Genomic DNA, 14508 nt, shown 5'->3' with positions numbered 1-14508 from the left:
GCGCCGCCCTCCTTAGCTGACGAAGATTGAGGAGCCGGTGGTCTTGCGCGCCTCCAGGTCGCGGTGCGCCTGGGCTGCATCTTCCAGCGTATAGCGCTGGTTGATCTCGATCTTGATGCGGCCTGCGCCGACGTGACCAAACAGTTCGGCGGCCAGATCCGCCTTTTCGGCCGGGTCGGCGATGTAATCGGCCAATGCCGGTCGCGCCAGATAAGGAGAGCCCTTGGTGGCGAGGATTTGCGGATCGAAATTGGAGAGGGTTCCGGAGGTGAAGCCCAGGCAGATCACTAGGCCGCGCCGCTTGACGGAGTCGAGCGAGGCATTGAAGGTGCTCTTGCCAACACTGTCGATGACCACGTTCACGCCGACACCATCGGTCATTTCGCGCACACGCTTGGCCACATCTTCATGGCTGTAATTGATGGCGTGATCGCAACCGTGGGCCCGTGCGATGGCCGCTTTTTCTTCGGTAGAAACGGTGCCGATGACCGTCAGGCCCAACAGCTTGGCCCATTGTGCAACGATCAGGCCGACACCGCCGGCGGCAGCATGCAACAGAATGGTGTCGCCGGGTTTGAAGTCGTAGATGCGGCGCATCAGATACGACGAGGTCAGGCCGCGCATGGTCATGGCGGCGGCGGTTTCACAGCTGATCGCCTCGGGTAACTTGATCAAGGGCGCAGCCGGTATCAAGCGCTCGGTACTGTAGGCTCCCAGGGTGTTCAAAAAGCCGGTGTAGGTGACGCGATCCCCTTCACAGACATTGGTCACGCCTTCGCCGACGGCCTCGACAACGCCGGCGGCCTCGACCCCCATGCCGGCAGGCAGTGGCATCGGATACAGGCCACTGCGGAAATAGGTGTCGGCGAAGTTCAAACCGACCGCTTCGTGGCGCAGCCGAACCTGACCAGGGCCGGGATCGCCGACTTCCACTTTCTCCAGGCGCAAGACATCGGGGCCGCCTGTTTCATGCATGCGTATGGCGTGGGGCACATTCATTCTCCTGATTCAAAACCTTCGGCGCGCTGACTTCACTTCATCGCAATGTCATCGCTGTGCAGGAAAAGTATCGGTGAATGGCTGTGTGCGGATTTGATATTTTGGGGCGCAGACTTTACATTTTGGGGCACTAGAGGAGTCTCGATGCCGACCTTAATCAGAAGCTCAAGCCTGACAAATTTTATCGAGGTTGCCCGCGCAGCGGGCCTGGACCCTTATCGGCAGTTGCGCAAAGCCGGCGTCAGTGCCTCAGCGCTACTGGATCCGGACATCAAGATCCCGGCAAAGTCGGTGTTGCGCCTGCTGGAGGAATCGGCTCGTGACTCAGGCGTCGAAGACTTCGGCCTGCGCATGGGCGAAATGCGCCAACTGGAGAACCTGGGGCCATTGGCGATTGCCCTGCGCGAGGAAGCCACACTGCGCGAAGCCTTGGGGTCGGTTGCGCGCCATCTTGTGCTGTACAACGAGTCGATGGATTTGTGCATCGAGGAAGTGAACGGCGTGGCGCTTCTCAGGCTGCAAGTGATACACGGCGCGCGCGCGTCTCTGCGCCAGTCGATCGAGATCGTCATCTGCACGTTGTACCGCATACTCAAGCTGTTCCTGGGGGCCAACTGGAAACCCATAAGCGTCTGCTTCGAGCACAAGGCGCCTGCCAGCCTGACCACGCACCGACGCGTATTTGGCACCTCAATCCTGTTCAATCAGGACTTCGACGGCATCGTGTTGACCCAAGCCGATTTCGATACAACGATCCCTTCGTATGACCCCATTCTGGCGTGGCATGCCCGGGATTTCCTCAATGCGAAACTGGCCCAGTCCGATTTGACCATGCCTGACAAGGTCAGAAAGCTGGTACTGGCCCTGCTGCCGAAAGGAGAATGCGTGGCCGAGCGCGTGGCCGGGCAACTGGGCATGGACCGCAAGACCATGCACCGGCATCTGGCCAGTCACGGCCATAATTACTCATCCATCGTCGACGCAGTTCGGCTCGACCTGGTGATTCAATATGTCGAAAACAGAGAGCGGCCGCTGTCCGATGTGGCGACGCTACTGGGCTATTCGTCCTTGAGTGCCTTTTCTCGATGGTTCTCGGACCGATTCGGGTGCAGTGTTTCGGCGTGGCGCCGCGAAAAACACCAACGGGTTTGAACAACCATCAAACCAGCACCATTCAAATAAAAAAAGACGTCTGTAGACGTCTTTTTCATGCATGAAACCAGCAGTGGAAAGGCTCAACACTCACCCGGCATCCACCCTTCAATCCCTGCGTTTATCAAGACACTCACGGCGCAGGACAAGGTTGTTGATCTCCATGCAACTGACCGCGTAATCGTCATTGTCTTTGTTTTTCCCCTTGTCCTTGGACTTGTTGCAATTGCCATTGTCGTTGCAATTGCCCTTGCCCTTTTGATCGCTGTTGTTTTTCAAACAGTTTCGGACGTCACTGGCGCTGCCTGCGTCATCGCAATCGGAACCGGCAAAGGACAGCGAGGGTAAAGCCAGGGAGAGCAGAAATGTGCACACAAGCGTCGTTACGATTCGCATAACCAAGCTCCAGGATAGATGTTGTTTTGCCAGCAGCCATTGCCTTGAGCCGCTCCGACTGACTATAGCAGGCCTCGCTCAACGATCCGCCTTCATTCTCTGCGAAGAAGTCCCGCACCTCTTCTACACTCAATGGCACACGTTCTACGACACCCGTCGAAAGAGCCCCCCATGAGCACGCTCACTGACCGTTTCAAGCAAGGTAAGGATGCCCGCAAAACCTGCCCCCGCAGTTCGCAAGCGACCTTGGGAAACATTGAGCGCGACCCCCTGCCGCTGATCAAGGCGTCCAGCTCGGGGCGGATCAGGTCGCTGGTGGAGTTGCGCTATGGGCGCATGCTGGTGTCGCCATTCACCTTTTATCGCGGCAACGCGCTGCTGCAGGCTCACGACCTGGCCGGCACCCCGAACATGGGCCTTGTTTCGCCGATCTGCGGTGACTGTCACTTGATGAATTTCGGTGGCTTCGCAACGCCGGAGCGCAATCTGCTGTTCAGCGTCAACGACTTCGACGAAACCCATCCCGGGCCATGGGAGTGGGATTTGAAACGCCTGGTGGCCAGTTGCATGGTCGCCGCACGCGACCTGCGTCATGGGCAATCGGTTGAAGAAACGCTGTGCCATGAAGTCGTGGGCGCCTACCTGGAGACGATGCTCGAGTGCGCGGAGCAAAGCGCACTGGAAACCTGGTACGAGTCGATCACCTATAACGACATGCTGGCGAAGGCGCGCAAAAGCGCGCTGGAACATGTGCAATACGCCATCGAAAAAGCCGGGCGTCGCACCCATGCCGAACTGCTGCCGAAAATCAGTGAGCGTCACGCTGAAGGTCACCTGGTGATTCGCGACGACCTCCCGGAAATTTTCCACCTGCACAATATCACCACGCTGCTGGACCCCGATGACGACTGGCTGCGTCTCTCGGACTGGCGACCGCTGTATGACGCGTTCATGCGCGACTACCGTGGCACACTGCAAGCAGATCGTCGGGACCTGTTGTCACGTTTTCATGTGCACGACATGGCGTTCAAGGTGGTGGGTGTCGGCAGTGTCGGTACCCGTTGCCTGGTCGCCTTGCTGACGGACGATCAGGAGTCTCCATTATTCCTGCAATTCAAGGAGGCGCGACGCTCAGTCCTGGCCAGCTACGTCAAGACCAGGTCGCGGGTACGCCATGAAGGGCAGCGTGTGGTCGACGGCCAGCGGCACATGCAATCGGCCAGTGACCTGTTCCTCGGCTGGACCACCGGCCCGAGCGGGCGCCATTTCTATGTGCGGCAATTGCGCGACATGAAAGTCTCGGCGGAATTGGAAACCTTTGACGGTGAAACCTTCACGGCCTACGGCCGGGTCTGCGGTCGAGCCCTGGCCCGTGCCCATGCCAAGTCTTCGGGACAGGCAGCGCTGATCAGCGGCTATATTGGCAAGAGCGAGGCGCTAGCCGATGCGCTCTACCAATATTCCCAAGGCTATACCAAACAGAACGAGCGCGATTTCGAGCGATTCCAGCAGGCGTGTCGCAGGGGAAGTTTGCGCGCTCGATCCGAGGCCGACTTTGCCGCCGATTACTTGCCTTGAGCATGGCAAGGCCTCTGCTCCGCGGCCTTCATCGAGATGAATATTTCTTCACCCCGGCGTCGTACACCAGCCTGTACATTTAGCTCGCTCTTTCAAGAAACTACAGTTTGCCCGCCCTCCCGCGGGCTTTTTTTTGCTTCACCGGGTACGGTTTTTTCCGCCTCATCGAGCACCGGCATTTCCAGCTGCGCTCGCCCATAAAACGCCAGCGCCGTCAGCAAACAGGCCAGCCACACGAAGATCCCGGCCCAGAAGGTGTGGGACATGTAGTGCCAGCCTTGCAGCACCCGAGTCGTACCGTAAACAAAACCCAGGGCCAACGAGCCATACATCAGCGCCTTCGAATAACGCCAGCGATAACGGCGGGCCACAAAGTACAACGCAAGCATGGTAAAGCCGCCCGAAGCATGGCCGCCCGGCCAGCAGCGACCGTCACCGGCAACCTTGAGCAAGTCGAAATTCTCATACCACTCCTTGTGCTCGATTTTGCCGGCGTATTGCGTGGTTTCAACCGGGCAGTACACGCTGGTGTGGCCCTTGAGGTAATGGATCAGGCCCGTGCTGATGGAAAACGCGAACACCACGTAGAGAAAGTCCCGACGGTGTTTGTGGGTAAAGCGCAGCACTGGCGCCACTTTGGTTTTTTCCAGAAACGCGATGATCTTCGGATGTTTCTGCGCTTTCAGGCGTGGCCACAGGAACGACAACAAGGCACCGATGACCGCTATCTCGCCGGTCCAGTTCGGAATGATCCGCGCCCATTTGTGGGTGATTTTTTCGAACCAGTGCACATGGTCCAGCGGGAACGTTTGGGTGACCGGGTCGTAAAACAGGTCGTTGAAGGCGATATCGATTTTGGTCAGGTCGAACATCAGGAACACCACCACCGCACAGGCCAGTGGGATACCGAAATTCATCCAGTAGAAGCGCGAGCGCGAAGTGGTCTGCATGGTGTGTGTCGATCCAGGCAGGGCATTCATTCGGTAGCCACGGAATGCCAGTCAGAAGCCTCGATGAAGCCAAGCATGCGTGGCGCATTCAATGTTTCGGCATTGATAAACAGTGCAGTGCCATAGTCCGGCGTCGATGCCGGAAACTTGAGGTCCTTTTCCATCTGCACCATGCATTCGCTGTGGGTCACCAGAATCAGGTTTCGCCCGGCAACCTTGTGCGCCAGCGCGTCGCGCAGCATGGTGCCCTTGCAACTGATCAACCAGTCTTCGCCCACACCGGCCTTGTTGAACATATAGCCAGCGGTCTGCACCGTGCGCAGGATCGGGCTGTTGTAGATATCGGCGCGCTCCAGCCCCAGCTGTTCGAAGTGGTCCCCGACACTCACTGCAACGCCACGGGAGCGATCGGTAATCCCGTCGTTACCGCTCAGGCAGGCAGCCTTGGAGTGGTCGCATCGTTCGACGTGCCGCACCAACACGATCACATCGCCCTTGGCCCACCCCGCCATCAATGCCCGGGCACCGGCCACATTGCCGTTGGCCAGGTCCGGTACGGCGGCGGGCTGCAGCAGCAATATCGTCAACGGGATCACCAGTAGCGCCGAGGCCAGGACCACCGCCGTATTGCGAAAGCGGGCAAAACGGCTCAAGTCGATCGAGCGTTTTATCCCGAACAGGCTCAGTTTCAATTCCACATCAAGCCGCCTCGCCAGCACGCACCAGCTCATTTGGTGGCGCAAGGTTAGTGAGGCTGGCGTTGGCTGCCGGTGAAAGCTTTGTGAAAAAAACCTTAAACCAGTGTATTACCCTGTCTCGGGATTGCTGCCGACACCCCCTGCTTACACACTTTGGCGACTTCCAAAAAGAACAATCTTCCAGCCAACCGACGATAGAGAAGCACGGGCTTGCGGTGAATGAATGAACCATTTTCGAGCAGGTCGCACCGCCGCTCCCACAGGCAAGGCGTCGAACACAGACTCTGTGAACGACCCAACACCCTGTGGGAGATTCTATGTTTGGGGGAACCCCCAAGCATGGAATTTGGCTTGTATTCGCTTTGGTTTTTCATCAAGGCAAAATACGTCCGGCAAAGTCCTCGTCGAACATGACCATGGCCATGACAAGGACTTCAAGCTTTTGTTTGCGCTTGCACGCAGGTCTTACCGCGTCCCGCGCTGACGCAATGCCGACGGCATGAAGTACGCGTCTTCCGGCACCGGTTGGGCGAAGTCCACGGTGGCCGGCTCTTCGTTGTCCAGGTTCTGCACGTAGTAACGACGCGCCTGCAAGTCATGGAACACGTCCAGCGCACTCCAGGTGGTAGGCAGGTCGTAGAAGTTTTTCAGGTAGGCCATCGACACCCGCCACAACTCCCCTCGCCCGTCGTATTGATCCACCAGTGCAGCGCCCCAACTGTCCTCGTCGAGAAACAGCACGCGCTTGGAATAGATATGCCGCGAGCCCGGCTTGAGGGTGCCTTCGACCACCCAGACCCGATGCAGCTCGTAACGGGTGAATTGCGGGTTGAGGTGGCCCGGTGTGAGCAACTGTGCATATTTCACATCGGGGCTACCGACTTTGTAATTGTTGTAGGGAATGTAGACCTCTTGCTTGCCCTTGAGCTTCCAGTCGTAGCGGTCCGGTGAGCCGTTGAACATGTCAGTATCGTCCGCCGTGCGCAGGCCGTCGGACGAGGCGATCGGGGTGTCATAGGCGAGGTTCGGCGCCCGGCGCACGCGGCGCTGGCCGGCGTCGTAGACCCAGGCCTGACGCGGGTCCTTGAGCTGATCAAGGGTTTCGTGAACCAACGCCGCACCGCCCGCCAGCCGGGCCGGGCTCTTCACGAATGCCAGGTAGTAAAACAGGATGTTTTTCAGGTCGGCAAACTGCCCGCCCGGACGGTAATAGTTGAAGAGCCCCTCCTGCTGCGAGGTCACCAGCGCGAAGCTGCCGTTGCGCTGTACCGGCGCTTCGGAGGCACGCCGGACCACATAAATGCCGCGATAACGGGTGATGTGGTTCCACAGCACCTCAACCCCGTCCTTGGGCACCGGAAACGGCACACCGCCATAGGCATCGGCAAAACCGGTGCCGCCATCGAGCAACTTGGCCGAAGTCGCATTCTTGAAGGTGTTGTCATACAGCCACTGCGGCGCCGAGCCCGAACGACGAGACGGATAGATCGGCATCTGGAAGGTGTCGGGGTAGCTGTTGAACAGTGCGACCTGCCCCGGGCTGAGATGGGCCTTGTACTGTTCAAGGTTGGCCTTGGTGATGGTGAACAGCGGCTTGTCCGTCGCATACGGGTCCAGGTGGTGCTGGCCCGGCTTGTAGCCCGCCGGCGCCTGGGTGATACCGCCGTTCCAGGCCGGGATGGTTCCGGCGGCGTTGCCGGCACGCTCGGCACCCAGCGGTGTCAGTGTGGTTTTCAATTGCTCGGCCTGCTGGGGCGTGATCGCGGCCAGGGCAGTGCTGGCGGCCAGGCTCAAGATGAGCGCCAGCGAGATTTTGGTCAGTCGTGAAGTGTGAAACATGATCGTTCTCCGAAATAAAGGCAGGTGCATTGCACCCAGCCACTGTGGGAGCGGGCTTGCTCGCGAAGAGGGCGACGCATCCGACACAGATGTCGCCTGACACACCGCCTTCGCGAGCAAGCCCGCTCCCACAATGGGGCTGCGTGTGGCTATCAAAGGAAGTACTTGAGGTTGAAGCCGACGTTGTCGCGGTCACGCAGGCCGTTGTTCTGCCCGCCGCCATAGAACTCGGTGTATTGCAGCTCGGCCTCGAGCTTGTTCTGGTAGTTGGCCTTGATCCCCAGGGTGTAGGCCTTGCGGCCCTCAATGATGTTGCCTGCCTGATAGCTGTTGCCCTCGAAGTCATCCTTGTAGACGACGTAGGGCGAGACGTTGACCCCGGCATACACGTCGTTCCAGGTGCCATTGAGCATTGCGGTGTAGCTGTAGGAATTGCGGTTGACCTGGTCGCCGCGCTCGCCGCCGGACACGTAGGAAAAATTGCCGGTGCCTGCGTAGTAACGGTTGCTGCCGTCATAGGCTGTGTACTGCAGATTGCTGCCGCGCAGGTGCTCGGACGCCAGCTCGAACACGCCGAACATCGAGTCGAACGACAGGCTCGGACCAAAGTTGTAAATCGTGCCCAGGGACGTGTTGAACGTTTCCACCCGCTCGGCGTTATTGATCTGGCTGTCGAGGGTGACCTGCTGGCCGCCAATGTTGATGGTCTGGCCGGATGCCGCAGCGGCAGCGCCATTGGCCAGGTCGCCGATCAGGTCGTTGGTGGCGGCAACCCCGATGGGCAGGTTCGGCCGATAAGCCACTTCGCCAAACACCGACGCCTGACCCAGGGTGGTGTTGAAACTGAAACCGTACATGCGGATGTCTTCGGCGTAACGCCGATGCGCCTGAATATTGCCCAGCACATCCATGGTCGCCAGGCCGTTGGCCAGTTGTCCCGCCTGACTGCCGGCGACACCAGCCAACAGGTTGGTCAGGGCAGTCATGTCGATGCCTTGGTAGCCTCCCAGGTCGGCGGAAATGGTCGGTTCCTTGGCGTGGTAATTGACCATGTACAGCCCGAACTCGGTGCTGTTGAGTTCTTCGGCGATGTAGCGAAAGGCGAAGCCGAACTGGCCGTCGTTGCGTGCGTTGAAATCCTTGCCGACCGAGGCCACTTTGACCGTGTTGCCAAAGGCCGGGGTTACCCCGTTGGCATAGAGGCCCGTGGTGCTCAGGGCCTGGTTGAGCAGCGGGTTGTTGCCCAGCGCGCTGTACAGATCGATCACGTTGCCGAAGCCAGGCACCGGGGTGTCCAGCGCGGTACCGCTGAAGTTGTTGTAGGCGGTGTTGCCGCCGTCGGCGAACAGGTCCGTCTGCGAGTAGAAAGTACCGACCGGGTCGATTCGGGTTTCCTTCCAGTTCGTCTGGTAGAAGCTTTCCATGGTCAGGGTGTCGGTCAGGCCGATGTTGAAGCTGAGCGCTTCCACCGGTACCAGCACTTCCTTGACTTCGGCCCCGGGCAAACGGTACTTGGCGGCGTCCACCGGGTTGGTGGTATTGACCCCGCCACGGTAGAAAATCCCTTCGCCCCAGTTGAACACCTGGCGCCCGACGCGAGCCGTGACCGGCATCTGCGCGACGTCCCAGTTGCCATAGAGGTAGGCGTCGAGCATCTCCACCCGGCTACCGGCGATATCGCGGGTCTGGCTGGTGAAGTGGTCGTCCTGCGGGTAACTCTGGCTGGGTTGCGACGGGTTGTTGTTGCGGTAGTAATCGTTGCGCTTGTCCATCAGCTGGGTGTCATAGAACGCGGTGCCGCGCACGAACATCCCGTAGTTCTGATAGTTGGCCTCCAGCTCCGAGGTGATCTTGTACACCTCCGAAACCAGCCCGGTGTCGAAGTTGCGATTGCCGTCGTTGGTGTTGACGTCATCGTTGTTCTTGTCCCGACCCTGGACCCGCCACAAGCGGCCATAGGACAAGGTGCTGTCGAATGAACCGGTGATCTGGTTATCCAGTACGCTGAATTCCCCGGCCTGCACGCCGTCGACCGCGCACAGTTGCAACAGCCCTGCCAGGCCCACGCCGGGAAGCGCCGCGCCAGACAGGCGAAATCGAGTGTTCATGATCCGTTCCTCTTTCCCTGGTTTTATTGTTTTTGTCTTCTGACATCGTTGTCGCGATGGCTATGGCGCCAATCCCGCACGGGCGTAAATGCGGCTATGGGCGCCGAAATGCCCCAGCAGTTTGAACAGCTGCTGGTTAAGTGCCGGATGGTCGAAGCCTTCGCGCAGCAGCTGGTTGCCGCGGCTGAAATCGCTGGTAATCGGTGCCGCGTCCAGCCACTGGCCGATGGCTTCATCGAAGGCTGCGGATTCGTCGACGGACTCGGCACTCACCACTTCGCGCAGATAGTCCACCGAGTACGGCGGATAACGGGCGTCCTGGGCAAAATCGGCATAAACGTCGAGCATCGGGTGTGCCTGCCCGGCGCGCAGCAGGCGACGCAGCCAGGTCGACTGATATTTCTCCACTTCCATGTGCCGGGTGGCGACGCGCTCGATGGCTGCATGCTTGTCGCCATCGAAGCCGGCCAGGGCCTTGCCTTCCAGCAGCAGCAAGCTCGCAAGACCGACACCGGGCAGCGGCTTGGCGTGATACGGCTGGGTCAGGTCCTGAACGTGATGCAGGCCCCAACCGAGAAATCGATAGCCCCAGTAAGAGTGGCCAGTGGCAAATGCCAGTCGCGCCAGGCCCATGTACTGGTAGGCGCGCCAGTGCGGCCAGCTGTGCCGAAGAAATCCGGCTGCGGCATAGACCACCGGGTTTTCCTGGAAGAACCCCATATGGAACGGTGCCTGGGAGCTGTACTGAAACCGGGCGTCGCCGAAAGGCTGTGGGCCGAAGCCGTACAACGCGCCAACCTCGCCCGGGTTGTCGCTGAACAGGTTGATGTCGTGGCCGTAATCCGGCTCGTCCGCGGCGCTGGCCAACACGGCCAGGGGCGCTACTTGTTCGTGGTCAGCAACAACGATGAAGCGCTGTCGATTCCACGGCGAGAGCGTCTGCGGCACCATGACCTGTTCGGCCTTGAGGTGTTCACGCTCGGGCAGATCCTTGCCCGGCATCGGCTGGATGACCATCGCCAGATGAATCCCGGGGTTGATGCGCAGTGCGGTGAGGAAGTCGTGGCGCAGATTGTCCCCAGGCACGGCGGGCAATCGCAGGTTGTCGGGGCGCGGCGGATATGGGGCGAAGTGCTCGCGGGCGAAGCGCTCCTGCTCGTCGAGCAACGCGCTCACGGCTTGGTATTGCTGCGAAAGAAACTGTTCCAGCGGCTCGACTTCGACCTGTGGCGCATCACGCAAGGTCGGCAAGTCCTGCAACGCCAGGTAACTGCCGACCGTATGGTTCGACCAGCCCCAGGCCATCGGCGCCGTTCCACAAAGCAGCAACAGGAGGAATGTCAGCTTCATTGCTTTTGGTTCTTATTGGATGTGCAGTACGGTTGAGCCTAACAACCGCCCCTGCCCCTGACACTGTCCAATCTCACCAGAAAAACTCTCCGATAGCGCCACATGCACGGTAGCAGAAACACCACAGTTCATTGTGGGAGCGGCGGTGCGGCGATCCGACTTGCTCGCGAAGTCGGAGTGTCAGTCGACATTGATGTCACAGACACATCGCCTTCGCGAGCAAGCCCGCTCCCACAGGGGGATCTACGGTGTTGTTTCAGGCGGGGTAACCGGTGATTTTGCGGATGCTCTGGTACAGCGGCTTGAGCTGTCGGTACATGCGCAGGTAGACCTCCCTGTACAGTCGCTCATAGATCTGCTGCGCTTCGGGCTGCGGCATGAATACCGCTCCAACCCGGGTCATGGCCGTCATCGCCGTGGGGAAATCCGCGTGCAGCCCCAGCCCCACCGAGCAGCAAATCGCCGCCCCAAGGCCGGACGCTTCGTAGACGTGCGGACGCTCGGCCGGCAGGCCGAAAATGTTCGCCGTGAGTTGCATCGCGGCATCGCTCTGGGAGCCACCACCGGCCACGCGCAAGCGCGTGACGGAGATCCTCGAACGTTTCTCGATTTTCTCCATGCCCTGGCGCAAGGCATACGCCAGACCTTCGAGGATCGCCCGGTAAATGTGCGCACGGGTGTGCACGTCACCGAAGCCAATCATCGCGCCCTTGGCTTCAACGCCCGGTTCGCGGATGCCGGGCGACCAGTAAGGTTGCAACATCAACCCCATGGACCCGGGCGGTACGGCGTCGACCAGTGCATCGAAGAGTTGCTCGGGCTCAACGCCCTGGGCTTTGGCCTGCTGCATTTCCCGCAGACCGAACTCGTTCTTGAACCAACTGACCATCCAGTAGCCGCGATAAATCATCACCTCGCAGTTGTACTGGTCCGGTACCGCAGACGGGTAAGGCGGAATCAACGGGACGATTTCAAGATAGCGCGACCGGGTGCTGGTGATGGTCGCCGTGGTGCCGTAGGAAAGGCACACAGTGCCTGGGTCGACGACGCCGGAACCCACCACTTCGCAAGCCTTGTCGGCACCCGCGGCGATCAGCGGCAGCCCCTCAGGAATGCCGGTGTGGCGGCTGGCCTGGGCACTGATGTAGCCCAGGGTTTCACCGGGCTTGTGCAGGCTCGGCAGTTGCTCGGGGCGCACCGCCAGCGCCTGCCATTTCCAGTCGGAGGGCGCGGCCCAGCGCAAGCGCTTGAAGTCGAACGGCAGGTAACCGACGCAACAACCTACGGAGTCGACAAAACGTCCACACAGACGATGGGTGAGAAACCCCGAGAGCAGCAAAAACTTGTCCGTCGCCGCCCAGACTTCAGGCTGGTGGCGGGCGATCCAGTTGGCCTCGGCCTGGGCGCGAAAGTGGTCCACGGTGGCCTGCGCACCGACCAGTTTGAACAGCCAGCCCCACGGTCCCTTGATGCCGCCTTCGACTTCACTCTGGCGTTGATCGAGCCACAGGATTGCCGGTCGCAACGGCTTGCCTTGGGCATCGACGTTGATCACGGTGCCGCGCTGGGTGGTCAGGGACACGCCGGCAATCTGTGAACGATCGATGCCGGTCTGCTGCCACAACAGCTGGCAAGCCTCACCCAGTTTCGCCCAGTAATATTCCGGGTCTTGTTCGGCCCAGCCAGGTTGGGTCGAGTAATAGGCCTGCAACTCGACCTTGCCTTTGCCCAGCAGATTGCCCTGCAGGTCGAAGAGCAGTGCGCGCACGCTCTGGGTGCCATTGTCGATGGCCAGCAGGTAACGCTTGTTCGGGTGGTTATCCATGGAGCTCTCTTCAATGGGCATCAATGCGTGGCATTCGGCAAACCGTGATGGCGTTGCCACAACGCCCGATAACGCTGCTGCTCGCGCAGCCAATGCTCATCGTCCCAGCCCAGTCGCGGCTGGCAGAGTCGGCGGATGGCATCAAAGTGATCCTCGGCGCCGCGAGGCAATAACAGACCCAGGCGGGTTCGGCGCAGCAGCAGGTCATCCAGGTGCAGGACCATTTCCGCATCACAGGCAAAGGCCAGTTCCGCCCACAAGGTGTCGGTGGCACCGACACTGTCATGGCCCAACTCTGCGATCAGCATCGCCAGTCTCGGCAGATCACGGCCATGCCGCCCGGCCAGGCGGCGCCACTGGCTGGCGCTGAGCCCCGGTATCACCAGCGGTGGCACGACAGCAAACACCGGCGCGGCATCTTCATTGAACGGACGCTTGAGCATGGCCGCGCAGGCCTTGAGTACTTCGATGGCCTGCGGGCGGAAAGTGGTCAGCTTGCCGCCGGCCAGGGTCACGCATCCTGGTTCCTGCCACAGCACATGCTCACGGGTTTCATTCGACGGTTCGAGTTCACCCGCAGCGCTGCCCACCACCGGACGCACCCCCGACCAGGTCGACAGCACATCGGTCGCGCCCACCTCTACCTGGGGGAATTGCTGGTTGCAGGCAGCCAGCAGATAGTCGAGCTCGTCGGAACTAATGCTCGCGCTCTGGTCCAGATCCTCATGATGATCAAGGTCCGTGGTGCCGACCACCGTGGCGCCCTCCCAAGGGAAAACGAACACCGGACGACGGTCGCGCTCGTGCAGAAAAGTGAAGGCTTGCGCCACGGGCAGGCGCCAGCCCGGCAACAACAAATGGCTGCCACGCAACGGCCGTAACTGGCGAGGAGTGTCGGGCAGGCGCAAGCGCTCGGCCCACGCACCGGTGGCCACGGCCAGCACACCACAACGCAATGTCAGTAACCCGCCGCCCTCGCAATCCTCGACCTGAACCCCGCAAACCCGCCCCGCTTCACGCAGCAATTGTTGTACGCGCACGCCGTTGAGCACCACGGCGCCGTCGGCCCGGGCCTCACCCAATACGCGCATCACCAGACGGGCATCATCAGTCAGCGCATCGACAAAACAGGTGCCGCCCAGCAGGTCATCTTCCTTCACTCCCGGCGCCAGATAACGCAGATGTTGCGCGTCATGGAAGCGATGGCTGCGCCGCCCGGCCAATGCGTCATAGATCGACAGCAAGCCACCCAGCACCCGTGGTCCGGGAAAGCCGCCACGGTAATGCGCCATCATGAAACTCATCGGCTCAACCAGCCCCGGTGCTTCGTCGAGCAAGCGCTGACGTTCGCGGACCGAATCGCGGGTCAGGCGCCACTGGCCCTTGGCGATGTAACGCAAGCCGCCATGGACCATTTTCGAGGAGCGACTGGAGGTGCCCCAGGCAAAATCGCGCTGTTCCAGCAACAGGCAGCGCCAGCCACGGCGCGCGGCTTCGCGCAGGATACCGGCGCCGCTGATGCCGCCGCCGATGACGATCAGGTCCCAGGTTTCATCCGCAAGCGTCGGCAATACCTGTTGGCGCCAGGCGGTGTTCCAGTCCAGGCTCATGGC

Annotated in this window: 11 protein-coding genes; 2 read left to right on the top strand and 9 right to left on the bottom strand. The window is 60.4% G+C overall.

Features of this window, described 5'->3' with window-relative positions; genetic code table 11:
* Nucleotides 1-12: 12 nt before the first annotated feature.
* Nucleotides 13-999: a quinone oxidoreductase gene (locus tag KW839_RS22000; protein WP_371318098.1), complete on the bottom strand. Its 987-nt coding sequence runs from the start codon at nucleotides 997-999 to the stop codon at nucleotides 13-15.
* 144 nt (nucleotides 1000-1143) lie between these two features.
* Here KW839_RS22000 and KW839_RS21995 point away from each other — a divergent pair, with 144 nt between their 5' ends.
* Nucleotides 1144-2151: an AraC family transcriptional regulator gene (locus KW839_RS21995; RefSeq protein WP_218425487.1), complete on the top strand. Its 1008-nt coding sequence runs from the start codon at nucleotides 1144-1146 to the stop codon at nucleotides 2149-2151.
* 108 nt (nucleotides 2152-2259) lie between these two features.
* On the opposite strand, the gene KW839_RS21990 is transcribed toward KW839_RS21995, so the two are convergent.
* On the bottom strand, nucleotides 2260-2547 hold the full coding sequence (locus tag KW839_RS21990; RefSeq protein ID WP_060541167.1) for a hypothetical protein: 288 nt from the start codon (nucleotides 2545-2547) through the stop codon (nucleotides 2260-2262).
* Nucleotides 2548-2718: 171 nt separating this feature from the next.
* Between KW839_RS21990 and KW839_RS21985 the strand changes: the two genes are divergently transcribed.
* Entirely contained in the window at nucleotides 2719-4125 is a 1407-nt protein-coding gene (locus tag KW839_RS21985; protein ID WP_218425486.1) for a DUF2252 domain-containing protein, read from the top strand.
* Between the two features lie 92 nt (nucleotides 4126-4217).
* Here the strand turns inward: KW839_RS21985 and KW839_RS21980 are convergent, their stop codons facing one another.
* The 7 genes from KW839_RS21980 to KW839_RS21950 form a co-directional block, all read right to left on the bottom strand.
* Entirely contained in the window at nucleotides 4218-5075 is an 858-nt protein-coding gene (locus tag KW839_RS21980; protein ID WP_218425485.1) for a phosphatase PAP2 family protein, read from the bottom strand.
* 26 nt (nucleotides 5076-5101) lie between these two features.
* Nucleotides 5102-5773, bottom strand: a complete 672-nt coding sequence (locus KW839_RS21975) for a histidine phosphatase family protein (RefSeq protein WP_218425484.1) — start codon at nucleotides 5771-5773, stop codon at nucleotides 5102-5104.
* Nucleotides 5774-6238: 465 nt separating this feature from the next.
* Nucleotides 6239-7612 (bottom strand): DUF1329 domain-containing protein, encoded by a 1374-nt coding sequence (locus KW839_RS21970; protein WP_218425483.1) that lies wholly within the window; start codon nucleotides 7610-7612, stop codon nucleotides 6239-6241.
* A 152-nt stretch (nucleotides 7613-7764) separates the two neighbouring features.
* Nucleotides 7765-9720: a DUF1302 domain-containing protein gene (locus tag KW839_RS21965; protein WP_218425482.1), complete on the bottom strand. Its 1956-nt coding sequence runs from the start codon at nucleotides 9718-9720 to the stop codon at nucleotides 7765-7767.
* A gap of 60 nt (nucleotides 9721-9780) precedes the next feature.
* Nucleotides 9781-11070, bottom strand: a complete 1290-nt coding sequence (locus KW839_RS21960) for a phospholipase (protein ID WP_218425481.1) — start codon at nucleotides 11068-11070, stop codon at nucleotides 9781-9783.
* 256 nt (nucleotides 11071-11326) lie between these two features.
* The gene (locus KW839_RS21955; protein WP_218425480.1) at nucleotides 11327-12895 is read right to left on the bottom strand and encodes an FGGY-family carbohydrate kinase; all 1569 of its coding nucleotides are present in this window, start codon (nucleotides 12893-12895) and stop codon (nucleotides 11327-11329) included.
* A 20-nt stretch (nucleotides 12896-12915) separates the two neighbouring features.
* Nucleotides 12916-14505 carry a glycerol-3-phosphate dehydrogenase/oxidase gene (locus KW839_RS21950; protein ID WP_218425479.1) on the bottom strand — a complete coding sequence of 530 codons (1590 nt, stop codon included), beginning with the start codon at nucleotides 14503-14505 and terminating at the stop codon, nucleotides 12916-12918.
* Nucleotides 14506-14508 lie beyond the last annotated feature (3 nt).

The organism is Pseudomonas sp. PDM31 (assembly GCF_019218965.1).
Classification (GTDB): domain Bacteria; phylum Pseudomonadota; class Gammaproteobacteria; order Pseudomonadales; family Pseudomonadaceae; genus Aquipseudomonas.
This window is presented reverse-complemented; position numbering and strand designations above follow the sequence as displayed.

Coding starts and splice junctions, on each gene's coding strand:
- KW839_RS21985 (WP_218425486.1), top strand. CDS start 2,719: ATGAGCACGCTCACTGACCGTTTCAAGCAAGGTAAGGATGCCCGCAAA.
- KW839_RS22000 (WP_371318098.1), bottom strand. CDS start 999: ATGAATGTGCCCCACGCCATACGCATGCATGAAACAGGCGGCCCCGAT.
- KW839_RS21990 (WP_060541167.1), bottom strand. CDS start 2,547: ATGCGAATCGTAACGACGCTTGTGTGCACATTTCTGCTCTCCCTGGCT.
- KW839_RS21950 (WP_218425479.1), bottom strand. CDS start 14,505: ATGAGCCTGGACTGGAACACCGCCTGGCGCCAACAGGTATTGCCGACG.
- KW839_RS21965 (WP_218425482.1), bottom strand. CDS start 9,720: ATGAACACTCGATTTCGCCTGTCTGGCGCGGCGCTTCCCGGCGTGGGC.
- KW839_RS21955 (WP_218425480.1), bottom strand. CDS start 12,895: ATGGATAACCACCCGAACAAGCGTTACCTGCTGGCCATCGACAATGGC.
- KW839_RS21995 (WP_218425487.1), top strand. CDS start 1,144: ATGCCGACCTTAATCAGAAGCTCAAGCCTGACAAATTTTATCGAGGTT.
- KW839_RS21970 (WP_218425483.1), bottom strand. CDS start 7,612: ATGTTTCACACTTCACGACTGACCAAAATCTCGCTGGCGCTCATCTTG.
- KW839_RS21980 (WP_218425485.1), bottom strand. CDS start 5,075: ATGCAGACCACTTCGCGCTCGCGCTTCTACTGGATGAATTTCGGTATC.
- KW839_RS21960 (WP_218425481.1), bottom strand. CDS start 11,070: ATGAAGCTGACATTCCTCCTGTTGCTGCTTTGTGGAACGGCGCCGATG.